A 25,534-nucleotide genomic window follows, 5' to 3' on the forward strand; every position below is an offset into this window, starting at 1 on the left:
CTGTAATGTGAACGATTGGTTGCTTGAGCAACAACTGATAGCTAGCCGCTTGCCTGGAAGTTATTTCCTTCTTAGTATACACCAATTCTTTGTGGATGAATATACCCATCCAGGTGCAAATTTGTAAAAGAGATTTGGAAGAAGTCAACGACCCCTGGCTTCAGCCAGGGGCTTGCCCGCAGCCTCGTCGGCCCGGGCTTCCGGGCTGGTTGACAACAGCCCACTGCCCCGCAGGACAGGACAGCGATCCCGAATATTACGAGCCGCATTGATGGCGGCATGCTCCTGGAACCCACAGTGCGGGCAGGTGAAGTGATGCCGGCGCCGGCTTCCGCGCTGGCCACAATGGGAACAGAGCTGGCTGGTGTAAGCCGGGTTCACCTCTGCCACGCGCAACCCCTTCTCTTGCGCCTGCTGCTCGGTCCAGCGGCGGATCAGCCCCCGCTGCCAGAGTGCTAACCGGCGCCGCAGTGCTCGCCCCCGGATGTGTTCTTGCTGAGGCTGAGGGACCTGCAGCCGTTCAAAGACCAGCACCGCCTGTGGCGGTGCCCACTCCACCAGGCGCTTCGCCACCGTCTGCGCAAAGGTCTGGGTGCGCTGCCGTTGCCGGCGGCCAAGTTGTTGCAGCACCCGTCGGACACTGCGCGTGTCCCGATGCTGTGCCTTGTGGGCCGCCAGCTTCCTTCCGCTGCAACCGCGTCCGCGTCTTCGCCGTGCGCCGGTCGCGCACCTTCACCGCTTTCCCGCTGACGAAGAGCACCCGCTCCTGTCCATCCACGGCCACCAGCGCATTCGTCTCGTTCAGATCAATCCCTACGACGGCCTCGGTCTCTGGGCATGCCGCTGGGGGATCAGGCACCTCCAGCGTGAGGGTGAGTCGCCCGATCAGCTGCCCACCCCGTTCCAGCACGGTGAGGCTGTCCATCGTTTTCGCCTGCGTCAGCCGCTGCTGAAAGGCTTCCGGCACCCGGGAGGGCAGCTGCTTGCGTCCGGCCACCGTCCAGAGCGAGAGGGTGCCATCGGGGCGCAGACGGGCATCGCGTCCTCGTGGCCCGATCAGGAACAGCGCCCGTCGGCGTCGAAAGCAGCACACACCCTGGTGGGCGACTTCTGGATCGCTGGTTAGAGGAGGCAGACAGGTGCAGGGACCGTCGCAGCGGGGGCAATAGCCACAGCCCGCACGGGCTGATGACACGCTTCACAATTACCGTAGAGGGGCAGCGACGAGGGCAGGCGCGCCGAGATCAGCCCGGCCAGGAACCCGGCGGTCCAGGCAGCCCACTCCTGCCAGCTGCTCCCATCGGGCGGCTCCTCATAGACTTCGCCTTCGGTGAAGATTTGCAGGACTTCCTCGATGAGGGCCTGATCCGTCAAGACACGGTGGAAGTCGTCTTCCCGATCGCCATCGATAAAGTAGGACATGGTCCCGTAGTAGTATCCCTTCACGAACTCGGGATCGCTGGCCTCGATGAAGGGGACGTGAACCAGCTCCGGGGGATTTCCCTGCGCCACCGTGACGAGCATCGCGCAGCGAGGCAACGGCACGGGAGCCATCGCAGGGGAAGCTGCCGCCGGAGCGGTATCCTGCGCTGGGAGCGACGACAGGGGGACGGACTCAGCGGGCGAGGCAGTGACAACAGAACACTCACCAGACGGCGCAGGTGGGAACCCCACGCGGTCGGCAAACAGGACCGGGTCCAGGGGCTGCTGGGGATCAGGGGACCCCGTAGGACCAGACAGCTCGGCCATGATATTTTCCTCTTTGTTTGCCAGTCGTTCGTTCCACGAACGGGACAGACAGGCAGACACACCCCACAGAACAGGACGGGAACCTCTGGCCTGCTGGGAGACACGGGGTCTTGACAAGACAGCCCGACTCCGGCAGCCAGCAAGCGACCAACGATACAGCAGCAGACAGACCAGAAAGACCGCTGATCGCGCTTGACAGCCGGGGTCAGATGCGGCATACTACGCCCGGACCTCGCTGTGCAAACTCCCTGTAACTGGCTGTTGTCCAGAGCGCATCTAGCCAGTGGCAGGATGAACAATCAGCGAGCTCTTGGAGCGCCTGAGTTGGAGTCTTAGGCGCTTCCGTATTGTTCAACACTGCTATTCCAGAAAGAGCAGGCTCCTGACGCTTTCTTGCTGGTTTCCTCTCTCCCTCACCTCTGTCAGCACACCCCGACAGCTTACCGTCTGAAGCGGCAGGGAGAGCTGACACACACCTTGTCCCAGGCTCAGTATCTCGAGGGATCACTGGCATCGGCTGTCATCGCAAGTGAGCCTGTGATCTCTCCTCGACCGCTGAAGCGCATTCTCAACTCCCCTGGTCAGCAATCATATCAACGACGGGCTTACTTGACTGCTCCTACAAGGAGAGGATACATGATAATTACTCCAAAGTCAAGTGTTTAGAACCAGATGGAACCAATCTATACTAACCACTGGACATCTACTCGCTGCGCCAGTATACTAGGGATAAGCACTATGCACAAAACGACAATCTGGGAACGAGTTCTCATGGAGGAAGAGTACTTCTCCGCAGAAGATATTGCTAGAATGCTCCATGTCAATATCAAGCGCGTCTACCAGTGGATTAAAGAGAGTCGTCTGAAAGCGGCGAATATTGGGACGAAACGCCGCCCTAATTACCGGATCACCCGCAAGGCCCTCCAGGACTTTCTCAATCAGGGTGACGCGAGGTAGCTCATCTTGGTCTCACTCCTGTTCCTGTGACTCCGCTCTTCGCGTGCAAGCAGTCCTCTGCGGAGGAGTACCTTTCTTTACCGTGCAGGCCAACTACTATCAGGAGGTAGCCTTTTTATGCGCCCTAGACGTAGCCAGGACCAGGAACTGCTTCTGTTTAAATGACATCTTCAACCAGCAGAGCCGTCATCGCTTTCTGAAGCGGGTGGGCCTGGCTGGTTTCTCGGCCAGTGCTCTGGCAACCATGCTTGAAGCCTGCGGAAGCCAGCACAGACCAATGCCAGGAGGGGGCCGCCTTCCTCCCCTGGATTCATCCAGGGGTCCCCGGCGGCACACCTTTATGGGAATTTAGCCCGCAACACTTATTTCGATGGATCGCCCGCAGCCCGGCTGGCTCGCCAGCGGGCCTGGCCATCCTGAATGAGGACCAGGGGCGGAGAGTAGGGATGGTCCCTGGGCAGCGCGGGAGACCGGCCCTCTAGCAGGGCTGCAAGGGCGGCGTAGAAGTCAGCCGCTGCCGCCGCTGCGGTCAGCCCTTCGGAGTCGCCGCCGCTCTGAGTCTGAGCCTGGGCGCTTCGCTGCTGCAGCTCGCGCAGCAGCTGCTGCTTCTCCTGGGACGGGCTTTCGCCGCCGAGGGCCAGGCTGACGCGCTCGATGAGGGGACAGAGCTGCTCGGACGGCAACACGATCTGCTCAAATTTGACTAAGGTAGGGGCCACGATGCCTTCGAGGGTGGCGTCGATCAGGACGCCGCGCAGAGGCTCAGTCTGCTGGGAGAGGCGCGCGAACTCCTCGGGACCGAGGAGGTTCTGGAAGGGCGCCAGCTCTTTGTCGATGGAGGCTCTGGCGACGAGATTGTTCTGGCTCTCGGCGATGGCTCGCGCCTGCAGGAAGTGGGCCAGGGCCGCCTGAAGCTGACCGTAGCGGCCAAGGAGGGAGCCCAGGAGGCACAGCGTCTGGATGAGGCCGGGGATGTAGCTGATGCGGGAGAAGCCCTGTAAGGCCTGCCGGTAGTGGTTGAAAGCTTCGACGGGTCGACTCAGGTCTTGGAGGAGCCGCCCGAGGGAGCCTCGGCTCAGGTATTCGCAGTAGGGGGGAAGGTCGCCGGTCAGGGTCAGAGCCAGGGCTTGCTCGAAGTGGCGACGGGCGCGCTCAGTCAGGGCCAGTTGGTGATAGACTCTGCCCAGGTTGAAATGAATGGGAAAGAAGACATGACCGCTGCCGCTGCTTTCGCTCTGGAAGGCCAGGAGGTGCTCGTAGGCGGCCCGGGACTGGAGCAGGAGCTCACGCTCCTCGTAGACCTCGGCCAGGCTGATGAGTACTACGGCTTCCTGGTATGGATCGCCGAGGCGCTGGCAGAGGGCGCGGGCTTCTTCGTAGAGGCTTTGGGCTTCTTCGTAGCGCTCTTGACGGCAGGCCAGCCGCCCCAGGTCTTTGAGGGCGAGTAGTTCGTGCTCGGGGTCGCCTGCTTGCTGCAGGAGACGACGAGCCTCCTGATAGTGCCGGCGGGCTTCGTCGTAGCGCTCGCGTCGCTCGGCCAGCCGCCCCAGGTTGATGACGGTGACGGCTTCGTTGCCAGGCTCACCCAGGGTGCGCAGGATCGCGAGGGCCTGCTGATAACAGGCCAGGGCTGGCTCGCTTTGCTCCAGGTTCTCGTAGAGCTGGCCCAGGTTGTGCAGGGTGAAGGCCTCCCCTCGCCGATCCCCGGTCTGACGCAGGATGAGCAGGGCTTGCTCGTAATAGCGGCGCGCCTGCTCAGGCTGCTCTCTGGCCAGGAGCGTGCCCAGGTTGTGCAGGGTGGCAACCTGCGCCTGGAAGTCGTCCAGCCGCTGAAGGATCGAGAGAGCTTGCTCGTAACAGGCGCGGGCCTGCTCGGGCCGCCCGTGATTTTGAAAGAGGGTGCCCAACCTGTGCAGGGTGATCCCCTCGTTCCGCTGGTCTCCTCTGGCGCGGTATTGCTGCAGTTCGCTCTGAAGCCGGGCAATTGCCTGCTCCAGCTCTTCGCCTTCGGCGGTCATGGAAGCTGCTCCTCTCTCCAGTACTTGACAGACCGCCGACTGAGAGCCTGCTCTCCTGTTGCTCCGCGAGCAGGTGAGAGCATTCCGCTTCGGCTGGTCTGCTCGTGCGCTGGCTCGCTCGTCCGCTCGCCAACTGTTTCCACCACCACCGGCTTTCGCTTCCGGTCCGCTCAGGTCAGGAATGGCCCGAAGCTCCAGGGCCACGCCAGGCGGGCCACAGTTCAGCAAGCAGACACTTCTTTTCTACTCTTATGAAGAGTATACACCATCTGTACGGCTCTGTGCAGACGGTGTCTCTTGAGCAGTGCTCTGTCCCTCGCTTGCGCTGATAGCTGCCCAGCATGACAGGCCCGCTCTCTTTGAGAGGCTTCAGACTGAGACGGACTGCTGAGCAAACTCCTGGCACTGCCACCCTGGCCATGATGCCCTCACATGAGGGCTAGCTGCCCTCCAGACGACCTTTGATCCGCTTGCGCTCCTCTTCAGCTCGCCACTTCGGCACGTCCTCAATAATATCCGTAACGGGCACTTCGAGCGCCTCAGCGATCTTATCAATGATATATGTGGAAAGTCTCCTGTATGGATTGATAAAAATCTCACGAATGACATGATAGCTGATTTCTGACTTTATCGAAAGACGATGTATAGACATATTTTTCTCTTGAGCTACCTCTCTCACCCGCAGGCGTAACACGTGCTTTCCTCAACTCTCCATTGCTACATAATATGAACCAGGGGGAATAACACACTTCGCCTTCCTTGCCTGTTTGCTATCTCGCTGACGGCGAGTGACCGCCAGCGCTAGCCTCTTGCTTGCTCGCAGGGCGCCAACCAGCGTGCAGATCGATCGAGCGCGTCGCAGTTCAGCAAGCAGGCGCTTCTTTTCTGCGGCCATGAAGAGTATACACCATCTGTGAGGTTGAATGCACGTACTTTCTCTTGTTTGCGCTGGCACCTTCCCCGTATGCCAGTCTGGTGCTCTCTGCCAGCGTGCAAGTAGGGGCGGAGAGTTGAGCGGATGTCTGGTGTTATAACCCTGCAGTCAAGCGCTCAAGTGAGGAGACGCTAGCTGTCCTCCGGCTGGCTTTTGAGCCGCCTCCGCTCCTCTTCGGCCTGCCACTTCGGCACGTCTTCAATAATATCCGTAACGGGCACGCCGAGCGCTTCAGCGATCTTATTGATGGTATCCGAGGAAACTGGCTTGTATGGATCTATAAAAATCTCACGAACGACGTGATAGCTGAGTTGGGCTTGCAGGGAAAGACGATGCATAGACATGCCCTTTTCCCGAGCAACCTCTTTGACGCGCAGGCGTAGCAAGCTAGCTCCCCAATAGGTTTTTTTTAAGCATACCAGCCAGTGACTATATAGGTAATTCCATTCTTCGATACTATCTTCAAAGAAAATATTTTCAAATTAATACTTTCAAGATATAATTTAGGAGGCGGTTGGTTAGGATCGTCCCGTGAGGGAGTTGGGAGCTGGCTGGCGGAAGCGTCACGTGGTTGGCAGAGGAAGGAAGTAAGCGATGACGAAAGGGGAACAGGGGAAAGCAAGTGATGATGGGATTGGCGCTGATGACCTTAAGGCTACCAGGTACATTCTCCTATCCTGGGAGCCATTTTCAAGGGAATATTTACAAATTAGCACTTTCAAGGTATAATCCAGAGTGGGTTAGGACTGCCCCTTGAGGAAAAAGGGATTTGATGGAAGCGTCACGTTGTTGGTAGAGAAAGGAAGTGAGTGATGACGAAAGGGGAACGGGGGGGGAAGCAGGTGATGATGGGGGTCGGAGCAGACGACCTCAAGGCCATCAAGTACATTCTCCTGTTTTATGGGCGTTACCTGCAGTCGGGCCAGGCTGGTCAGCCGGTGAGCCATCGCAGCATCAACCGTATACAGCTTGTCCTGCTCAAAGTTGAGCAGATTATCAGCGGGCAGGTTATCCTTCTGAGGTGGGACGAGCTGGGGCTGATCACCGAGGCAATTGCCACCTTCACCGAGCTGGTGCGCCGCAAGATTGCCGCCTCCAAGGAGCGTGATGAGGTGCTGGCCAACTGCGAGCAGCTCCACAACTACCTGAGCCTGGTCCTGCCGTCCATCCATCCAACCCTGAAAGGAGGTGGGAGCCTTTCCTGAGACATCCTGCAACTGAAGAGGGTCTTCGCTTTTCCTCTACCCCTACTCTCTAAACCTCCATCTCGTCTGCTATCAGCGCCCACGTAAGAGCGCGAAGACCCCTTCTGGCGCAAGCGCTTTTCCGAACGAGCGCAGCGACGGCTATGATTCCGCGAGATGGCGCGGGTGGGAGCGTCGAGTTCTGGCCCGGCGCGTCGGGACCACGCGTGCCATCTTTTCCTTCTCTCTTCTCAATTTCGCATCGGTCCGGCATTGACTCGCCAGCCCGCCTGCCCACAGCGGCTATGGCGCCGGGTGGCGGGATTGACGTCCTGGCCGGCGGGGCAGCACTGCCAGCTCCGCCGCCAGGGCGCGCTGTTCGCGGACCATCTCCTCTTCCGAGACATCTTCCAGCAGGACGGTCGTCGGCACTCCCAAAGCGTGCGCAATGCGGTTCACGGTCTCCGTGTTGGTAGGCCGATAGGGATTGCGATAGATGGCCTTGATGATGTTATAACTGACCTCTGCCCGCTGGGATAACTGGTTCATGGATATACCCTTCTCACGTGCAATCTCTTTGATACGCAGCCGAAGCACGATTCTTCCCTCATAAGCGAAGATAGTGCTATCAGTATAGCTCACTTATGCCATTTATGGAAGAACTTCTTAAGAATTTTTTACTGGGCCGGAAGGAGGCCTTGATGCTTATCTCCTCTCTACTGTACACAAGAGGCCCCAACTCCCTGGATGGCGCCGGGGCCGAACCTATGGTATACTGGGCGAAGAAGCAGGCAATTTTGCGAGACAAGAGCAAACGCCGGCGAGGCCTGGGGCCAGGCTCAGGGACTCACTGATCCTTCTCCGGGAGAGCCTGCCGGGAGAGCCTGCCGGGAGAGCCTGCGGGTTGCGACTCAGCCGGCGAAAAGAAAGCGGAGCCGATTGCCATTCACGTGAGCTGAGGCAGGCCGGAGGAGCAGCATGCAGCCGGGAGCTGGCGCCAGCGGGAGCTTACGCGTCTATCTCAGCTATGCCAGCGCCGAGCGCTCGTGGAGCGAGCGCATTGCCCAACGGGTGCGGATGGCCGCGCGCGGGGCGGGTTTAGAGCCGCCCGTCATCACAGGGCCGGGGCAGATCCTGGCCGGCAGCGACACCCAGCAAGCCAGGCGCGCCGCCCTGGAGAGCGCTGATCTGATCCTGCTGCTGGTCAGTCCTGACTTCTTCGAGAGTCCCGACTGTCTCGACGACCAGGAGGTGGCCCTGGCGCGGCGCGACGACGGGGTTGTCGTCGTCCCCATCATCGTGCGTCCTGTGGGCTGGAAGTATACCGAGCTTGGCCGACTGGAAGCTCTGCCTCCGGGCCACCCGCTCAGCCGCTCGCGCGATGAAGGACTGTATCTTGTTGAGGAAGGGCTACGCCAGCTCATCAGCGAGCGATGGCGGCGTCGCCAGCAAGCTGCCGGCGCCAGTTTGTTCCTGCCCCAGCATGAGCAGGCTCTGCGCGCCATGTTGATCGATCATCAGCCCTTCATCGCCAGCCGACTGGAGGGCTTCGTCGGGCGCAGCGTCGAGCTGGCCGCCCTTCGTCAGCAGATCGCCGAACTGCAGCCGGGCGGCGGTTATCTGATCATCAGCGCTCAGGCTGGCCAGGGCAAAAGCAGCCTCATCGCCCGTCTCGTGCAGGAAGAAGGGCCGGAGCGCGTCCCGCATCACTTCCTGCCGCTTGACCCGCCCATCGATCATGTCGTCGCCCTCCTGCGCGACCTGCTGGCGCGTCTCATCTTTGCCCAGGCCCTCGACCCGACGCCTCTGCTGGTGGCCGGCACCAGTCGCGCCGCCCTGACGACCGCTTTCTGGAATCTCCTGAACGAGCTGGGCAGCCGTGGCGAGCGCGTCCTGATCTGCATCGATGGTCTGGATCAGCTTCCGCGTGACCCCAGCGGCAGACGCGACCTGAGCTTTCTCCCCACGCCACCGCCGGCGGGCTGTGTTCTTGTGCTGGGCAGCCGGCCCGACGATCTCCTGACGGCCTTGCGCCAGCGTGGGCCGGTGCGTGAGTATCGCCTGCCGCCACTCAGTCGCGCCGATTTCGACCAGCTCCTGCGCGAGCGTGGCCTGCAGCTCACACGCGCCGAAGGCGACCGGCTCTACGCCTTCATGGAGCAGAACACCCTCTACCTTGACCTGGCGGCGCGCGAGCTGGAGCGCGATCCGGCCCTCACCGCGGACGCCCTCAGAGAGCGCCTCTCCAGTGACCCCGCCAATATTTTCAGCCTGAGCATCGACCGTCTCAAGCTGCATCCCCTGTGGGAGCGCGTCATTTATCCCCTGCTTGGCCTGCTGCTGGTCGCCCGCGAAGCGCTGGGGCCGGAGCAGCTCAGCCAGATCCTGGCGCCGCTGCCCACCTACCAGGTGCGCGACGCCCTGCAGCAGCTTGGCGGTTTGCTCGTCGCCGACGGTGTCGGGCGCCGCAGTCTCTTCCATCCCAGGCTGCGCGACTATCTACGCCAGGACCCTGAGCAGCCGGCCAGGCCCTATCTGTTCAGCGCTGCCGAAGAGGCCCACTGGCATCGGGTGTTGGCCGACTGGTGCGAGCGTGGCGGCAGTGACAGTGAGCTAATCTGGCAAGAGGCGCGTCACGATCCCGACGAGGCCGCGCGTCGGCGTTACGCCCGTCAGCATCTGGCGGCCCACCTCTTCTATGGGCGGGGCTGGGAGCGGCTCTTTGCCCTGCTTGACGCCGGTCACTATGGGCAGAGCAAGATCCGCCAGCTTGATCCGAGCACCCGCGCCTATGCCAGCGACCTCGACTTTGGGCGGCAGGCCGCTGCCTGGGAGGGTTGGAGCTTCAGCGAGGGCCTGGCCCAACTGCCGCGGCTGTGGCACTACACCCTGCTGCGCTGCAGCCTGAGCAGCCAGGCCGAGCGCTATCCGCCGGAAGCCTTCGCCCTGCTCGTCCAGCTTGGGCGGCAGCAAGAGGCCCTTGGGCTGGCCGATCTCATCAGCGATCCCGGGCGGCAGATCGAGGCACTGGTAGCCATCGCGCGCCAGCTTCAGGAGCAGGGGGCGCCTGAGAGCGACTACGGGCCGCTCTACTGGCGTGTCTGCGACGTGGCGCGGCAGAGCGGCGAGCCGGACCGTCTGGCGCCCTTGCTGAGTGAGCTGGCGAAGGACCTCTACCGGGCTGGCTGGTCTGAGCCGGCCCTGCAGCTCTGGCGGGCCGCCATCAGCGTAGCGCGGCGCGCAGTTCCGGCTGATCTCTGTGCCGAGGCCCTGCAGCAGATCGCCGAGGGGCTGGCCGAGGCGGGCCAGAGCGCCGAGATCGAGGAGATCATCGAGGCCATGCCTGCCAATACCCTGCAGGATGAGGCACGGCTGACACTGGTCGAGGCGCTGGCCCGCGCCCGGCGCTGGGATGAGGCCAGCGAGATCCTGGAGACCATCAGCGAAAGCGCCGCGCAGCAGCGCGCTGAAGCGCTGGCCGTGCTGGGGCGCGAGCTGGCCCAGGCCGGCGAGCCGGCGCGAGCGCAGCGACTCTGGCAGCAGGCGGAGCGGCAGGCGCTCAGCATCTCCGGCGGCAGGCCGCAAGCCAGGGCCCTGGTCGCGCTGGTGCGAGCTTTGGCCCGCGCCCAGCAATGGAGCGAAGCCGAGCGGATCTGCGAGCTTGTGCCCGACCCGTGGCGGCGAGGAGAAGCCTGGCTAGAGCTGGTTCACGCCTGCGCAGCTAGCGGGCGCTGGCGAGAAGCCGAAGCCAGCAGTGAGCGTCTGGAGGACGAGAGGCAGCAGGCGGAGGCCCGCCAGAGTCTGGCCGAGGCGCTGGCCGCTGCCGGGCGCTGGCAGGAGGCCGAGGCGCATAGCCTCCGCATCCCGCTCCCACGCCAACGCCTGCAGGCCCTCGCGCGGCTTGGGCAGGCCCGGGCCGAGCGTGGTCAGCTCAGCGAGGCGCAGCGGCTCTGGCAGCAGGCCGAGGCGGAGCTTGAGCGACTGGAGAGCGCCGACGAGCAGCGCCTCGCCTGTGTGCAGCTTGGTCAGGCGCTGGCGCGAGCGGGCCTCCATGAGGAGGCGCAGCGCTACTGGCGGCAGGCTGAGGCCATCATTCGCGCCCTGCCAGAGGGAGAGGAGCGGAGCGAGGCGCTGGCCCTGCTCATCGACCGCCTGATTCAGCTCGGGCGCTGGCAGGAGGCGGAGCGTCTTGCCACTACGCTCGGCGACTGGCCACAGCAGGCCGGGGTACTCATTGCCCGGGGCCGGAATCTCAGCCAGTCGGGGCGGCGGGCCGAAGCCGAGCAGCGCTGGCGCCAGATCGTCGGCCTGGCGCGCAAGCAGCCCGCCACCCGCGAGCAGATTCAGGCGGCACTCACGCTGGTGAGCGCCTTCGCTTCCCCCGCGACCTGGGACGAGGCGGAGCGCTGGGTTCGCAGCCTGGTGCAAGGTCAGGAGCGGGGTGAGGTCCTGGCCTACCTTGGGCGACTGCAGGCGCTGGCGGGGGCCAGAGAGCGAGCACGGCGGCTCTGGCAGGAAGCCGAGGCTCTGATTGCCGGAGAGGCCAGCAGTTGGGAGCAGTCGGACGGCTACCAGGCGCTGGCGCGCGAGCTGGCCCAGGCTGGCGAATGGCAAGAGGCGGCCCGCATTGTCGAGCGCGTACCCGAGGGGTGGGAGCGGGCCGATGCTCAGGTCCTGCTTGTCAATGAGCTGGTCAGGGCCGGGCGGCTGGACGAGGCCGAGCGCTGCTGTCGGGCCATTGCGCTGGCGCTCCAGCGAGTTCAGGCGCTGCTGATCCTGGGGAAGGGCCACGCGCAGGCGGCGGAGCCAGAGCGACGGGCGCGGGCCGAGGAGTGCTGGCGTGAGAGTGAGCAGCTCATTGCAGGCATGTGGGTTGAGCAGCAGGTCGAGCTCCTGGCCGCCCTGGGAGAAGCCCTTGCCGCCGCCGGTGAGCGGGAGCGGGCGCGCCAGTATTGGCGGCAGAGTGAGCAGCAGATTGCCACGCTAGAGGGCGAGGGGGGGAAGGCTGAGGCGCTGGCTGTTCTGGCCGAGACCCTCATTGCCGCCCGGGAATGGGACGAAGCGGAGCGCCTGCTGAAGCACTACCCGTATAGCCAGCGGGCGAGCGAGCTGCTGGCCCGGCTGGTGGCTTCGCTGGCTGAGGCCGGGCATTGGGAGGAGGCACAGCGGATCAGTAAGGCCATCAGCTTCGATCAGGAGCGGGCGCGAGCCCTGGCAGTGCTGGGGCGGGCCTTAGCGCAGGCCGGGCAGCGGGAGCGGGCACGCCAGACCTGGGCCGAGGGACGGCAGTTGATCGCGGACATCCTCAGCGAAGAGGGACAGGCGCAGGTCTTGCTGACCCTGGGGCAGGCCCTGGCGGAGGCGGGCGAGTCTGAGGAGCTGCTGCGGCTGGTGCAGCAGGAGTGGTCACGAGTGAGCACACGCGTGCAGGCCCTGCGGCTCTTCCCGCTGGTGAGCAATTTGCTTGAACGCTCTCCCGAGCTGGGGTCGGCTTTGGGAGAGGCTTTTGTTCAGGTAGAGCGCTTTCTGAGCGGCGCCGTCGACTGACAGCACTACTGGAATCAGCGACCGGCAGGCAGGGCAGCGATGCCATAGATTTCGCAAGCGATGCGCGTCGCCAGCCGGCGATCGCGCTGACGAAAGGCCGTCACCAGTCCCTGGCGATGCCTTGGCGTTACCTCAGCCGGACGCGGGAGGCGAATCCGTCGCAGATACTGGGCCTGAAAGCGATAGTAGCCGCCGCGCATGCGCACCCCATAGCAGGCCACAAAGAAGAGGGCCACATCCGAGAGCAGCAGCCCGCCCAGAGCCTCCAGATCCCACGCTTCAGACCAAATCACATACAAATTGTGGTGAGGATAGGTCTGCCCCTCATCAAGCACAGGCTCCAGACAGCGCGCGATATCTGGCACATAGAGCTTGCGACGCTCAATGAGCGCGAACTGCATCCGATCGATGGTGCGATACCACTGGGCGGGGGCACGGCGAGCGACGTAGCGCCGTTTGAGCGCCTCCGCATGGCGCAGGAAATAGGCTTGCAGGCGGGGAAAGTCTTCCAGAGAAACAAGGCCCTCTGGCGACCAGGGATTGACCAGATAGTGACCCGACCAGCGCAGCAGGCCGCCCTCCGTATCGCTGCGGAGCGCCAGCGGTAAGAGACGCGACGATTCTACCAGCTCTGGATCGCTCGTAATAAAGACCTCGTCCAGACCCGTCACCAGGCCGATGCCGACCGTGGTCCCCGTTCCCTCCGACTCCAGCGGCGGAAAGCGCTCCTCCAGCCGACGCAAGAGAGTCAGCCGCTCGGGCGCCAGGACTGGCCGAGACCAGTCGACTCTCACCTCAGCAGACAAATGACCCGCCATCTCCACCCGTCTCGCCCGCAGGCCCGCGGGGAGAGCGCCCGCTACCCGCTGCCCCTGACGCACAGCCTCCAGCGCCTCGGCCAGTCCGCGCAGCCGACTGACCGCCTCCTCTTCTAAGGCGGGCGCACCTTCCTCTGAGAATTGCGCCAGGACAAGCTGGCCCTGACGGGCCCGCCGGATCAAGGTGATAGCCGGATAGGCCGTCACGGTTTGGGCGAAAGGAGCAGCACGATGCATCTCAAGCACCAGCTCCAGGCTGAAAGCCTCGGCTACCAGGCGGCGCAGCTCGGCCCCGTACTGGTTAAAGAGCCAGCGATCGGGGCAGATGAAGGCACAGAGCGCCCCCGGTTTCAGGCGCCAGAGAGCCGCCTCCAGAAAAGCCACATAGAGATCGGCCCGCCCGCGCATCGTCCGATAAAGCGAGCGATAGAGACTGAGGCGCTCACGGGGCAGCGCCTCGGGACGCACATAGGGCGGATTGCCCACCACCAGATCGGCAGCGGGCAGGCCCGGGGCCTCCAGCAGAAAATCACCCGTGCGCAGCCAGGAGGCCGCCAGCTCCCGCGCCTCCTGAGCGCCGAAGCCATAGTCAGCTAAGAGCCGACCAAGTGCCTGACGGGCCTGGCTGGCCCGTCCTTCATCCAGCTCATAGGCCAGCAGGGCCGGCGCCAGATCCCGTGTGGGCCGCCCCTGGCGCTGCCAGCTTGCGAGCAGACGGCGCGCCAGAGCCAGAAGAAAGGCACCCTCACCAGCCGCTGGCTCAAGCGCGAGCCTGTCAGACAGGGCCTCCTCTGCTCGATAGCCAGCCAGATCTAGCATCAGCTCGACGACCGCGGCCCGCGTCGCCACCACGCCCGCCATTTTCGATTGCCCCTGACCCGCGCCTGTCTCCAGCCTCCGCAAGCGGGCAGGGTGTTGTAGCTCCTGCCCATTCAAAGGAAGTGCCAACTGCAGGGCCGCCGGCGGTCTTCGCCGCTCCCTGCCTGCTGCATCGACCATTGCAAGCCTCCCACCCTGATCCGTCGCCAGCCCAGCGTCACGGGCCAGCGCATCCTGATTGGCCCCATTATAGCAGCAACAGGCCCCAGATGACAGGGCAGCTCTCCCTCTCTTCCTCATCCGCCCGCCCGGCGCCTCGCCTTTGCAAGCGGACCTCACCCTGCCAATCAGGCCAGCGGCAAAGGCGGCCCCAGCAGCTCCATGCCATGAGCGCGCCAGAGAGCCGCCTCCTGCGGCGGCATGGCCGGCGCCCCCCCACGAGCGGTCACCGCCCGAAAGAACGCTTCCATCTTGCCCGCCGGCAGGAAGGCAATCAGAATACGGCCCGCGCCGGTGCAGGCCCAGACATGGGGAACGCCGCGCGGAGCCAGCAGCGAGGCCCCCGGTTCAAGCGCATAGCGCTGCAAGCCCACCTCGAAGAGAAAGGTTCCCGCGAGCACATAGAACCACTCTTCCTGATCGTAGTGCAGATGGCGCGGCGGTCCCCCGCCTGTGCGAAAGTCATTCTCCAGCACGAAGAGATCGGCGGCGTTGGGAGTCGTCACCTTAAAGGTGAGCGTGCTGATCCCTAACTGATGCACCTCGCCAGCCGCAGCGGCACCCGCGGCCAGGAAGAGAGCCGGCGGCGGATCGGATTGGTAAGCTCCGGTCATGATACTCTGCCACTCCTCTGTTCTCAAAGAGTACTGTCCAGATGGGAACGCTACGAGCACTATTTTTTCGTCGACAGGACCGGCCCGGCGGAGGCCGCCACGGCAAAGCCTGCGCCATCCTGGCATCGCTATAGTATAATGAAGCGGCAGTCTCCAGGGAGGATAACGGCAGCCTGACCTAAGCCAGCCAGCCAGCTAGCTAGGGCAGCATAAACATAGCCTCCATAGCCAGCGTTCAGCCAGTCAGCCAGCCAACGAGAGCAGAGCAGAGCAGAGCAGAACCGGGCCAGTATCATCACAGCGAAGCGAACAAGCCAACATGAACGACAAAATTCGCAGCGTTCTCAACAGCCTGCCCCACAAACCCGGCATTTATCTCATGAAGGATGCCCAGGGGCAAATCATCTACGTCGGCAAAGCCGTCTCGCTTCACCAGCGTGTTCGCTCCTACTTCCAGGAATCCGCCGACCTCAGCCCCAAAAATCGCAGCATGGTTGCTCGCGTCGACGACATCGAATACGTCGTCGTTGAAAACGAAATCGAGGCCCTCGTCCTCGAAAGCAACTACATCAAACAATATCGTCCGAAATATAATGTCCTGCTGCGCGACGACAAAAACTATCCCTATATCAAAGTGGCCCTCAGCGAAGACTTTCCGCGTGTCTATCGCGTGCGCAACTACCAGCGCGACGGCAACCGCTACTTTGGGCCATACACCAGCTCAGCCGCCGTCGACGCCACCCTGGACCTGCTCAACAAACTCTTTCCCTTTCGCACCTGCCGCTACGACGGCAGCGCCTGGGCCCCACCACGCGACGGCCAGACACCGCCGGGCTGGAAGCCCAAATATCTCAGCCGGCCCTGCACCCAGTACTATATTCACCGCTGCCTGGCCCCCTGTGTCGGCTACGTCACGCGCGAAGGCTACGACGCCATCATCGAGCAGGTCATCCTCTTCCTCGAAGGCAAACACGAGGAAGTCCTCAAGCAGCTAGAGGCGCGCATGCACGAGGCCGCCGAGGCCCTCAACTTCGAGGAAGCCGCCCGCCTGCGCGACCGCATCCGTGCCGTCGAGCACATTCTCGAGAAGCAGCGCATCATCAACACCGAAGGGCAAGAAGACCAGGACGTCATCGCCCTGGCCAGCGCCGAAGACGAGACCTGCGCCCAGGTCTTCTTTTTCCGCGGCGGCAAACTCATCGGGCGCGAATACTTCATCCTGCAGGGCACTCGCGACAGCAGCCCGGGCGAAATCATGAGTTCCTTCCTGCAGCAATTTTACGAAAGCGCACCCCACATTCCCGCTGAAATCGTCCTCGAAGTTGAGCCGGACGACCGCGATATGCTGCAGGCCTGGCTCAGGAGCCGGCGCGGCAAGTCCATTACCTTGAGCGTCCCGCGGCGAGGCGAGAAGCGTAGCCTGATCGAGCTGGTCAAACAGAATGCTCAGGAGGTGCTGGAGCAGCAGCGCATTAAATGGCTCAGCGACAGCCAGAAGACGCAGCTTGCCCTTGAGGAGCTGCAGGCGGCCCTCAACCTGGCGGCGCCGCCCTACCGCATCGAATGCTATGACATCTCCAACATCCAGGGCAGCAGCGCCGTCGGAGCAATGGTCGTCTTTGAAGCCGGGCGTCCCAAGCCGGCGGAGTACCGGCGCTTCCGCATCAAGAGCGTCGAAGGCGCCAACGACCCTGCCAGCCATCAGGAGATCCTGCGCCGACGCTTCCGCCGTGAGCCAGTCCCGACCCGGCAGGCCACTGATGACAGCGCCCTCAACTCTAACATGGACGACGAGCGCGCCGGCGTCGAGAACGCCGAAGGGGAGGCAGACGCCTTCAGCCACGACTGGCCCCTGCCGGACCTCATCGTCATCGACGGCGGCAAAGCCCAGCTCAACGCTGCCCTGCAGGTCCTGCAGGAGCAGCACGTTGAAGTGCCTGTCATCGGCCTGGCCAAAGAAGAAGGCTCCCACAGCCGCCTGCCAACCGCCGAAGAGATCTATCTCCCCAGAACTGCCGAGCCGCTGCGCCTGCCGCGCACCTCGCAGGGCCTCTATCTGCTGCAGCGCATCCGCGACGAGGCCCACCGCTTTGGCATCACCTACCATCGCAAGCTGCGCAGCCAGCGCACCTTTAGATCGCAGCTCGACGACATTCCAGGCATCGGCCCCCGGCGCAAGCAGGCCCTGCTCAAGCACTTTGGCTCCGTGCAGGCCATCCGCGAGGCCAGCGTCGAGGAGCTGGCCGCCGTCGAGGGCATGACTCGCGCCGCCGCCGAGAAGGTCAAGGAGTATATCGGCAGGTCCTGACCAGGCTGGCAGGCAGGCAGGATGGCTGGCTGGCAGTGCGTCGAGGGCCGCAGGCCAACCACTGAGGGCAGGCTGGCGGCCCTCGACGGCTGCGGACGGTCGTTGGCGAGCGCTAGCACTCCACGCCTTCGATTGACAACGAAGCGATTGGCGATTACTATTTAATGTAGAGCATCTCTTACATTGAGCAGACGCTCTCTTGTCAGGCAAGGAGGAAAGCGGCCACGCTTTCCCTCCTGTTTCTTATGTAGGGAAAGGAAGTCATCGCAAGACCTCCTTTCTTCGTTTCGTTCTCCAGTGTTAAGCCATGTTCTGGCGCGGAGGTGACAGCATCCTATGCCCACGTATGAATATGCGTGCCGGGCATGCGAGCATCGTTTCGAGATCTGGCAGAAAATCACGGACGATCCTTTAACAGTCTGCCCACAGTGCGGCGGCGAGATCCATCGCGTGCTCTTCCCTACAGGGATTGTCTTCAAAGGGCACGGCTTCTATAAAACGGACTACAGCAGCTCCAGTTCAAACGGCGCTGGCTCGTCACATAGCACAAGCAGCAAGTCCAGCGAGAGCGAGAGCAGCAGCTCCTCCTCGACGAGCGAGGGGAGCGGGAGCAGTAAGGCCCCAGTAGCCTCCAGTAGCAGTAGCAGCGGCTCCTGAGCCAGCCGGCCACCACAACCAACGGTGGTCGCCCTTCCTTGACTGACCTGAAGCCGCGCGGCAGGGACCGGCTCAACACGGCTCAGGACGCCAGGAAGAGTCGCAACATTACGAAGGGAGCAGACAACGCATGGCCGAATCGGCATTGGCCGCTCTGCAGCGCCGACAGATCGAAATCACCATTGGCGAGCTGTGGCTGGCGAGCGATTTCTACACACGCCAGGAGATTATCGAGCGGCTGCGCCACCTGATCGCCCATGCCGATCCCAGCCTCGACCTCGCCCAATTGAGCGAGGGAGCCAGGGAAGAGCTGCGCGACCTGGGCCTGATTCCGGCAGAATGAATGAAGGAAGAAAGGAATTGACACGCGTTGCAGCTGTCGAGAGGCAGCAAGCGCCTATGCTTGTCTGCCCCTCTTGACAGCGGCGCGCCTTCTTCCCACGAGCGGAAGCCCGTCTTCTTCACCTCTCTCTCCCCCAAAATTCCCAGTGGCTTCCGCCTCAACCGCCGGCCACGTGGATTAAGTGTATACTTAACGATGTATTAGCCACCGAGCGAGTAGGGAGGCCACACGCATGCGAGCTCACCGCAAGCAGTCGCAGGAAGAGGTTGTCAGGGCGCTGCAACAACAAGTAGATGAGCTGACACGTACCAATATGCTCCTTCAGGAGGAATTAGCGCGTAAAGAGCAGTTTACGGCGATGATCGCCCATGAGCTGCGTGGCCCGCTCGCTCCCATCATCAACTATGCCCAGATGATCGCCCGCCCCAATTGCCGCCGCGAGACGGTCGAGCGGGGCACGGCGATCATTATCAGCCAGGCCCAGCGTCTCAAACGCCTGGTCAATGACCTGCTCGACGCCTCTTATCTCTCCACTGGCCAGTTCAAACTCCTGCTAGCCGAGTGTGATATCGTCGCGCTGATCCGTGAGCTGGTTGAGCAGTTCCGCCCGCTGGCCCCTTACCACCGCCTCGAAGTCGAGGTTCCCGAGACGCCGCTCATCGGTCGCTGGGATGGCGAGCGCCTGCAGCAGGCTGTTGGCAACTTGCTGGATAACGCCATCAAGTACTCTGACGAGCATACGACCATTACCGTCCGTGTCAGTCAGCCAGAGGAGCATCTGGTGCGCGTGAGCGTGCACAACGTGGGGCGCATCATTCCGGCGGCGGAGATCAACAGCATCTTCCGCCCCTACGTGCGTCTGCAGGCAGCGCGCAGCCGTCAGGGGTCGGGTCTGGGCCTCTACATTACGAAGAGCATCGTCGAGGCCCACGGTGGCACGCTGCGTTTGGAGCGTCCCGGCGCCGAGGACCAGGGCACTACTTTCTCGTTCGATCTCCCTCTGCCCTCCTGATCCTGCCCGCCGTCGCTTCACCCTCCTCCGGCCTTGCCCTTTTGCCTCCCTCCCTGGTGATTCGCCCAGGTGCCAACCTGGGGATTTTCCCGGCCTTCTTCCCCGGCCTTCTGACGGTGCGCTCCCTCCGACGCAAGACTATACTGTTTCGTGGGCGGCGAGACCCGTGGGAGCGTACCATGCCCCCCTGCCCGGAGCCTGTTGCATTGTGGAACCCGGCAGGCCCCGGCGTCTGGCGGGCAGGCCATACTCTCTGACAGAAGCGTGCGAGGCGTCAGGCTGGCCTGCCCGGCGCCAGGGAAGTCACCGGACGTGGCTTCAAGGGTTCCGGCACGGTCCGACTGCCACGGGTCGCACACCTGCCCCTGTCCTTTGTCGAGCAGAGGAGCCAGACAGAGGACAAGGCCCCATTGACCCCGCGCCCGTTGCGCCTGGCCTGGTCTCTCCTCAGCCTTTCCGGGCTGCGGTCCAGCGAGCGAGCTGAAAGGAGTAAGTAAGCGCTATGCCACAGCAGTGGGCCTATAAGGTCGCTTATATTGATACCCGTGGGCGCATCTCCTGCGAAGGTCTGGAGACGCTGATCGGCAACGAGCGACGCAGCGCCTTCGTGCGCCGCTATCTGAGCAGCCTGGGCCGCGAAGGCTGGGAGCTGGTGGGCATTCAGCCCCTGACCTCAACCTCGGCCTATTATGTCTTCAAGCGTCCAGCTCAGGAAGGCGACTACAGCAGCGAGTCGGCTCCCGCCGCGGAGCAGCCGCGCGCCGAGCCAGGCAGCGGCAGCCCCACCATCGAGACAGCCTAAGTGCTCCGGCCCTCGGCCTGGGCGCCAGTCGATCACCACGCATAGCAAAGCGCGACCCGGCTTCCTCCCCCGACCGCCTGCTCCGGTCTGCCAGAGCGGTGGCGGAAAGAGAAGGCCGGGCCGCGCTCTCTTTGATCAGTTCCTGCAACAGGCAGGCCAGTGACCGGCTGCCGGCTCCGGCTGTCGCTGGCCCGCCTGCAGGGCTGCGGGCTGCTAGCGCTCAGCTCAGGTCTGCTCTCAGGCCTGCCCGGCAGGAGCCTGCGAGGCACCGGCTCCTTCCTCATCTTGCAAGGTCCGCACGATGTTCAGGGCCTCCTCAACATGCTTCTCAGGGTTGAACTGCGATGAGAAGATGTGGCGCACCACACCACGCTTGTCGATAATATAGGTCACGCGCCCCGGCAGCAGGCCGAAGGTTGTCGGTACCCCATAGCGCTTGCGCACGGCAGCCCCCCGGTCGCTCAGCAGGATGAAGGGCAGTCGATGCTGATTGGCAAACTGCTCATGCGACTCGGTCGAGTCCGAGCTAATGCCTATGACTTCAGCCCCCGCCTGCTTGAAGACCACATAGCTATCGCGGAAGCAGACCGCCTCTGCGGTACAGCCGGGCGTATTGTCCTTGGGATAGAAGTAGAGGACGACCACAGACTTACCAATAAAGTCGTGCAGGCTGACTTGACGACCTGTCTGATCGGGCAGAGTGAAGTCTGGGGCCAGGTCACCGACCTGTACTTTGCCTCGCTGCTCCGCAGTGTTTGATCCACTCATGCGCGTGTTCCTTTCGTTCCCTTTTGCAGAAGAGCGACCGCCTGCCGAGGCGGGGGAGGGTCGTCACGTCAGTATGGCCTTGACCCGCTCACCCGGTCGGTCTCTCCTCCGAACTATGCAGACCAGTCACACGTAGAGAATGTAGGTCAGACGAGCAGCCTGGGTCAAGGTGTGAGCAGATCGACCTGACTCAGCAGATCAGGAGCACAGGTACTGGTATGCTATAATGAGGATCGGCTGCCAGCGGCCCAGCGGCCAGACCAGCCAGCCGTCCCCCGGAGCAGCCAGCAGCCGCTGATCAGAGCCGATCCCGTGCTGTTCTCACAGGATGACGTGAATGTGACGATTCTCAGCGAGGAGTGACCTTTTCTATGACACAGCCATACGTCCAGACAGACCTTCCGGCGCGCAGCGAGCCGCCGGTCTTCTATAACTTCATCGGTGGCCAGTGGCGCCCCTCGGCAAGTGGAGCCACCTTCGTCAGCACCAACCCGGCCCATTGCTCCGAAATCATCGGCTACTACCAGCAATCGAGCGTCGCTGACCTCGATGAGGCCGTGCGCGCCGCGCGCCAGGCGCAACCCGCCTGGGCGGCCACACCGGCGCCGCAGCGGGCCGCGATCCTGCAGCGGGCGGCTCAGATCTTGGAGACGCGCCAGGAAGAGCTGGCGGTCCTCATGACGCGCGAGATGGGCAAGATCCTCAACGAGGCGCGGGGAGAAGTGCAGACGGCCATTGATGTTGCCCGTTACATCGCCAGCGACGGCTGGCGTGCCGAAGGCGAGACCGTCCCCTCGGTTCAGCGTGGCAAGCTCTATCTGACCGTGCGCCAGCCGCTAGGCGTCGTTGGGCTGATCACCCCCTGGAACTTCCCTCTGGCCATTCCCGCCTGGAAGACCTTCCCGGCCCTGCAGGCCGGCAATGCCGTGGTTTTGAAGCCCGCCAGCGACACCCCCCTGCTGGCCCTCAAACTGGCCCAGGTCTTGCAGGAAGCTGGTCTTCCCGACGGCCTCTTCAACGTCGTCACCGGGCCTGGTGGCACCCTGGGCGAGGCCCTGGCCAGCCATCCCGACGTCAATATGATCTCTCTGACCGGCTCGACCGAGGTCGGACGGCGCGTCGCCGAGCTGTGCGGGCGCGACCTGCGCCGCTGCGCGCTGGAGCTGGGCGGCAAGAACGCCGTCATCGTGCTGGAGGACGCCGACCTGCCGCGCGCTGTCGCCAGCGTGGCTCTGGGGGCCTTTGGCACCACCGGCCAGCGCTGCACGGCCACCAGTCGCGTCATTGTCCACCGCGCCGTTGTCTCCGAGTTCAGCGAGCGCCTCATCGAAGCCGCCGCCAGCCTGCGCATCGGCGATGGCCTGCGCGAAGATGTCGACATGGGACCGCTCGTCAACCGGGGGCGCGTGCAGGCCGTGCACGAGTACACCGAGCTGGGCAAGCACGAAGGGGCCAGGCTCCTCTATGGCGGCAATCCACTGCGCGAGGGAGAATACAGCGACGGGGCCTTCTATCAACCGACCATCTTCGGCGAGGTCCAGCCCGAGATGCGTATCGCCCGCGAAGAGATCTTCGGTCCCTTCGTCTCCATCATCCCGGTGGCCTCCTACGAAGAGGCCGTCGCCGTCGCCAACAGCACGATCTACGGCCTCTCGACGGCCATCTTCACCCGCAGCACTCACTACACTTTCCGCGCCATGCGCGACATCCAGTCTGGGTTGATCTACGTCAACGCGCCAACCACGCGCTCGGAGATCCATATGCCCTTTGGAGGAATGAAGGCCAGCGGCAACGGTCACCGCGAGCTGGGCCCCAACGCAGTCGCCGACTACAGCGAGGTCAAGACCGTCGCCGTCGTCTACGAATAGCCTTCCCTCCTCTACTACGGCAAACCAACCCAATCACAGGCAGCGGCCTGGCGGCTCCAGGAACCGACCGGATCATGCCGGCCCAGGACGACGAGCAGCGCCTGATCCGCCGCGCCGCTGCCCTCCTCCGCCGCTCTCTTCTCCAGGCCAGCGCGGTTCAGGCTCAGTTCTGAGGCGGCTCAAAGAGCGAGAAGAAGGCTTCCCAGACCTCTTGATTCTCCAGCCGTTCGTAGAGCGAGGCCACGCGTGAGTTAATCGTCTCAAAGATTACGCGCAAGATGCGCGAGAGCACCGAGAGCGCTTCCTCGTAGAACTCCTTGGAGCGCTGCAGATCACCGTGGAGCACCTCATGGCAGAGGGCCGTGAAATTCTCCACATCGATGCGATTATTCTGGATAATGAACTTATAGTTCCCCATATAGCGCAGATGCTCGCGCGTGAGCAGGGCCTCCAGCGTATTGGGGTCCAGATCGGTCCCATTGGCGCGGCAGGTCTCGGCCAGGGCCTCCATCGTCCAGTTAATATAGTGCACCAGGGCCGGCAACTGCTCGACCGGACTCTTGCGCTTATACCAATCCTGCTCCATACGGCTGATCAGATTCAGCAGCTCGAAGCTCTCCATGCGCATCCGTTCGGCGGGGCCAGGCAGGCGGACCGTCCGCGCGCCGCGTGAGGGTGGATGCGGCTCCTCGGCCAGAGGAACAATCAGCCGCTGCTGCACGAGCGCCGCCAGGTCGCGCGCCACCTCCAGCTCGGGCCGGCGCAGGCCGGTGGCAACCTTGCGCACCCAGCGATGGATCGCCACCCGCTGCAGCACCTCGATCACCCGCCCGTTGAAGCTGAGCGGATAGGGGATCGCTGGCACCAGCTGGAGCACGGTGCGCATGCCGTTGGGCAGATAGAGCTTGAGCTGCTCCCACTCATCCGCATAGCGCACCATCTCCATCGTCACGCGCACGATCTCCAGGTCGAGCGACTGCTCTCCATAGGGCAGAAAAGCCTGCTTTTTGGGACTGGTAATGAACTCATAGGTGCCTTCACGCCAGAGGGCCAGCTCGCGCGCCGTCCAGAGGGCCTTCGTACGCAGGGCCTCGTAGAGCTGCTGCTCATTAATGACGCGCATGGCAATCAGGCGCTCGCCGATGCGGCGCCCGAAAGCGTCCTGCAGCTGCTGGTTAAAGGCTAACTCCACCTCCTGATAGGTGGCCATCCCCAATTGCTGGAGCACATCGCCCAGGGTCAGCGCGCAAGAATCAAGCTCAGAGCAGTTGGCAATCTTGCCATCGCTGAAATAGAGAATACCGACCCGCCCCTGCTCGTGCTTCAAGTGCAAGGCACCCGTCGCCGACCCCAGCTCCATCATCTGCAGAATTTCAACCAGCCCGAAATCTCTCAGCGACCCCTGCAAGAGTCTGGTATTCGTCGTCATAGTTCTCCCTCGAATGGGACTTGCCTCCTCGCCACCTGTCCTATTCGTCACACGCGGCCAGGCCTGTCTGTCCGTTTGTCCGTCTCTCTGTCAGCTAGCCAGCCCGTGCCTCGGCGCTCCGATCTCCGCTCGATGCTGCGGAGAGTACACTTGATGCATTATAACAGATGCCAAGTCATTTCAACAAGCACCGCTCTGCCTTGACGTCCGCCCGCTTCCCTCCAGTGCCGCGCGCAGCAGTGGTTCAAGCGCCTCCCAGGAATAGCGCTCTTCCACCAGGCGCCGCCCGTTGCGCCCAAGCTGACGCGCCAGTCGCCGATCGCGCAGCAGAGTCACGATGGCCTCAGCGAAGTCCCCTGGCTCGCGCACAAGCACATGCTCACCATCGCGCAGGGCCAGGCCCTCAGCACCGCGCGGCGTTGTGACCACGGCCCGCTCCAGCGCCAGCGCCTCCAGGATCTTGTAGCGGGTGCCCGAACCATGCCGCAGCGGCACCGGCACAACCGCCGCCCGCGCCAGATACGGGCGCACATCAGGAACGGTATCCGTGACAACGACCTCCGGCTCACGGCGCAGACAGGCCACCAGCCCATAGCGATCGCGCCCAACCAGCACGAGGCGCGCCCGTGGGCAACGACGACGCACGGCGGGCAGAATGCGCTCGCTCAGCAAGACCGCCGCCTCCACATTGGGACCATAGCCGAACTCCGCCGGATAGACGATATCCAGCATCTCCTCCGCTTCGGTTTCGGCTTCAGCTCCAGCCCCGGCAGCCTCCAGCGCCCGCGGCGGCTCGTATTGACGCAAATCGAGAGCGTTCGGCACGACGCGCAGCCGCAGCTCTGCACCAGCTCCACACACCTGCCGCTGACGGCAGACATCTTCCTCCGACGGCAGCCAGACCTCATCGGCAGCCGGGAAGCAGCGGCGCTCACGCCGACGAAAGACCAGATGGCGCAGGCGTGCCTCCTCTGCCTCGCGCGCTGAGCCGGCCAGCTCCGCCAGCTGCAGCGCCAGCTCGCTTTCAACATTATGGCAATCGATAAAGACCTGCAGCCCACGTCGTTTCAGCATTGGCGCCAGCTCGCTGGCATAGGGATGGACCAGCACGACATGCGTCGCCTGCTGCTGCGCCAGCCAGTCCAGCAAGCGTCGACGCTGGTCAGCCAGCGAGGGAGCCACATAGCCCGGCCACAGATGGCGCAGGCGCAGCCCCAGTGCCCGGACACCATGCGGTGGCACAAAAGCCGCCAGCTCGGGACGCCGCGGATCGGAGCGCGGCGGCTCCTCCAACGAGACCGGGCCGCCCTCACGCAGGTCCCAGACGGCCAGTCCCTGCGCACCTGCCAGGCGCGCCAGCAGAGACTGAAGCTGATAAAAGCGGATCTGTAGCCCACCGATGATCGGTGGCACCACCACCCAGGGAGCAATCAGCGCCAGTCGCATCGTCTTCGCTACCTTCGCCTCCTCCAGAACGAGAGCAAGTCT

General features: G+C 63.3%; 21 protein-coding genes and 1 pseudogene. 9 read left to right on the plus strand and 13 right to left on the minus strand.

Features of this window, described 5'->3' with window-relative positions; translation table 11 throughout:
- Positions 1-144 precede the first annotated feature (144 nt).
- Genes A4R35_RS12250 through A4R35_RS12260 form a run of 3 tightly spaced genes read right to left on the minus strand, consistent with a single transcriptional unit; the run spans position 145 to position 1,749 of the window.
- Complete coding sequence (locus A4R35_RS12250; RefSeq protein ID WP_262982330.1) at positions 145-558, minus strand: zinc ribbon domain-containing protein; 414 nt, start codon at positions 556-558, stop codon at positions 145-147.
- Positions 521-1,093: a hypothetical protein gene (locus A4R35_RS24315; protein WP_189361721.1), complete on the minus strand. Its 573-nt coding sequence runs from the start codon at positions 1,091-1,093 to the stop codon at positions 521-523. The genes A4R35_RS12250 and A4R35_RS24315 overlap by 38 nt, the downstream gene beginning before the upstream one ends.
- Positions 1,094-1,122: 29 nt before the next feature.
- Positions 1,123-1,749: a hypothetical protein gene (locus A4R35_RS12260; RefSeq protein WP_146747202.1), complete on the minus strand. Its 627-nt coding sequence runs from the start codon at positions 1,747-1,749 to the stop codon at positions 1,123-1,125.
- A 738-nt stretch (positions 1,750-2,487) separates the two neighbouring features.
- On the opposite strand from A4R35_RS12260, the gene A4R35_RS12265 reads away from it, so the two are divergent.
- Complete coding sequence (locus A4R35_RS12265) at positions 2,488-2,706, plus strand: helix-turn-helix domain-containing protein (protein ID WP_189361723.1); 219 nt, start codon at positions 2,488-2,490, stop codon at positions 2,704-2,706.
- A 362-nt stretch (positions 2,707-3,068) separates the two neighbouring features.
- On the opposite strand, the gene A4R35_RS12270 is transcribed toward A4R35_RS12265, so the two are convergent.
- The 3 genes from A4R35_RS12270 to A4R35_RS12280 form a co-directional block, all read right to left on the minus strand.
- Positions 3,069-4,724, minus strand: a complete 1,656-nt coding sequence (locus tag A4R35_RS12270) for a tetratricopeptide repeat protein (protein WP_112429755.1) — start codon at positions 4,722-4,724, stop codon at positions 3,069-3,071.
- A gap of 439 nt (positions 4,725-5,163) precedes the next feature.
- Positions 5,164-5,418 (minus strand): helix-turn-helix domain-containing protein, encoded by a 255-nt coding sequence (locus A4R35_RS12275; protein ID WP_146747203.1) that lies wholly within the window; start codon positions 5,416-5,418, stop codon positions 5,164-5,166.
- A 371-nt stretch (positions 5,419-5,789) separates the two neighbouring features.
- A complete protein-coding gene (locus A4R35_RS12280; protein WP_146747204.1) occupies positions 5,790-6,044 on the minus strand; it encodes a helix-turn-helix domain-containing protein in 255 nt (84 codons plus the stop codon).
- Positions 6,045-6,470: 426 nt separating this feature from the next.
- Between A4R35_RS12280 and A4R35_RS12285 the strand changes: the two genes are divergently transcribed.
- Positions 6,471-6,863 carry a hypothetical protein gene (locus A4R35_RS12285; protein ID WP_112429761.1) on the plus strand — a complete coding sequence of 131 codons (393 nt, stop codon included), beginning with the start codon at positions 6,471-6,473 and terminating at the stop codon, positions 6,861-6,863.
- Between the two features lie 282 nt (positions 6,864-7,145).
- Here the strand turns inward: A4R35_RS12285 and A4R35_RS12290 are convergent, their stop codons facing one another.
- Positions 7,146-7,484, minus strand: coding sequence for a helix-turn-helix domain-containing protein (locus A4R35_RS12290; protein WP_112429763.1), 339 nt, complete (start codon positions 7,482-7,484; stop codon positions 7,146-7,148).
- Positions 7,485-7,820: 336 nt separating this feature from the next.
- Between A4R35_RS12290 and A4R35_RS12300 the strand changes: the two genes are divergently transcribed.
- Positions 7,821-12,389 (plus strand): TIR domain-containing protein, encoded by a 4,569-nt coding sequence (locus A4R35_RS12300; protein WP_112429768.1) that lies wholly within the window; start codon positions 7,821-7,823, stop codon positions 12,387-12,389.
- Between the two features lie 14 nt (positions 12,390-12,403).
- Here the strand turns inward: A4R35_RS12300 and A4R35_RS12305 are convergent, their stop codons facing one another.
- Entirely contained in the window at positions 12,404-14,206 is a 1,803-nt protein-coding gene (locus tag A4R35_RS12305; RefSeq protein ID WP_189361725.1) for an Eco57I restriction-modification methylase domain-containing protein, read from the minus strand.
- 167 nt (positions 14,207-14,373) lie between these two features.
- Positions 14,374-14,859, minus strand: coding sequence for a cupin domain-containing protein (locus tag A4R35_RS12310; protein ID WP_189361727.1), 486 nt, complete (start codon positions 14,857-14,859; stop codon positions 14,374-14,376).
- A gap of 319 nt (positions 14,860-15,178) precedes the next feature.
- On the opposite strand from A4R35_RS12310, the gene uvrC reads away from it, so the two are divergent.
- Together uvrC and A4R35_RS25305 are read left to right on the plus strand one after the other, a co-directional pair.
- Positions 15,179-17,167, plus strand: a complete 1,989-nt coding sequence (uvrC, locus tag A4R35_RS12315; protein ID WP_112429774.1) for an excinuclease ABC subunit UvrC — start codon at positions 15,179-15,181, stop codon at positions 17,165-17,167.
- Positions 17,168-17,503: 336 nt separating this feature from the next.
- Positions 17,504-17,644, plus strand: a pseudogene (locus tag A4R35_RS25305) (FmdB family zinc ribbon protein); the annotation flags it as partial.
- Positions 17,645-17,670: 26 nt separating this feature from the next.
- Here the strand turns inward: A4R35_RS25305 and A4R35_RS24705 are convergent.
- Positions 17,671-17,970 carry a hypothetical protein gene (locus tag A4R35_RS24705; RefSeq protein WP_223258522.1) on the minus strand — a complete coding sequence of 100 codons (300 nt, stop codon included), beginning with the start codon at positions 17,968-17,970 and terminating at the stop codon, positions 17,671-17,673.
- On the opposite strand from A4R35_RS24705, the gene A4R35_RS12325 reads away from it, so the two are divergent.
- The 3 genes from A4R35_RS12325 to A4R35_RS12335 all read left to right on the plus strand — a co-directional run bounded on the left by A4R35_RS12325 (position 17,955) and on the right by A4R35_RS12335 (position 19,981).
- Positions 17,955-18,167 (plus strand): hypothetical protein, encoded by a 213-nt coding sequence (locus tag A4R35_RS12325; protein ID WP_112429778.1) that lies wholly within the window; start codon positions 17,955-17,957, stop codon positions 18,165-18,167. The genes A4R35_RS24705 and A4R35_RS12325 overlap by 16 nt on opposite strands.
- A 232-nt stretch (positions 18,168-18,399) precedes the next feature.
- The gene (locus A4R35_RS12330; protein WP_112429780.1) at positions 18,400-19,179 is read left to right on the plus strand and encodes a sensor histidine kinase; all 780 of its coding nucleotides are present in this window, start codon (positions 18,400-18,402) and stop codon (positions 19,177-19,179) included.
- A 502-nt stretch (positions 19,180-19,681) separates the two neighbouring features.
- On the plus strand, positions 19,682-19,981 hold the full coding sequence (locus A4R35_RS12335; protein WP_112429782.1) for a hypothetical protein: 300 nt from the start codon (positions 19,682-19,684) through the stop codon (positions 19,979-19,981).
- Positions 19,982-20,218: 237 nt separating this feature from the next.
- On the opposite strand, the gene A4R35_RS12340 is transcribed toward A4R35_RS12335, so the two are convergent.
- Positions 20,219-20,749: a peroxiredoxin gene (locus tag A4R35_RS12340; RefSeq protein ID WP_112429784.1), complete on the minus strand. Its 531-nt coding sequence runs from the start codon at positions 20,747-20,749 to the stop codon at positions 20,219-20,221.
- Between the two features lie 371 nt (positions 20,750-21,120).
- Between A4R35_RS12340 and A4R35_RS12345 the strand changes: the two genes are divergently transcribed.
- A complete protein-coding gene (locus A4R35_RS12345; RefSeq protein ID WP_112429786.1) occupies positions 21,121-22,617 on the plus strand; it encodes an aldehyde dehydrogenase family protein in 1,497 nt (498 codons plus the stop codon).
- Between the two features lie 163 nt (positions 22,618-22,780).
- On the opposite strand, the gene A4R35_RS12350 is transcribed toward A4R35_RS12345, so the two are convergent.
- Both A4R35_RS12350 and A4R35_RS12355 read right to left on the minus strand, forming a co-directional pair.
- Positions 22,781-24,046, minus strand: a complete 1,266-nt coding sequence (locus A4R35_RS12350) for a DUF4388 domain-containing protein (protein WP_112429788.1) — start codon at positions 24,044-24,046, stop codon at positions 22,781-22,783.
- Positions 24,047-24,226: 180 nt separating this feature from the next.
- Positions 24,227-25,492, minus strand: a complete 1,266-nt coding sequence (locus A4R35_RS12355) for a glycosyltransferase family 4 protein (protein WP_112429790.1) — start codon at positions 25,490-25,492, stop codon at positions 24,227-24,229.
- Positions 25,493-25,534 lie beyond the last annotated feature (42 nt).

Source organism: Thermogemmatispora tikiterensis (genome assembly GCF_003268475.1).
GTDB lineage: Bacteria > Chloroflexota > Ktedonobacteria > Ktedonobacterales > Ktedonobacteraceae > Thermogemmatispora > Thermogemmatispora tikiterensis.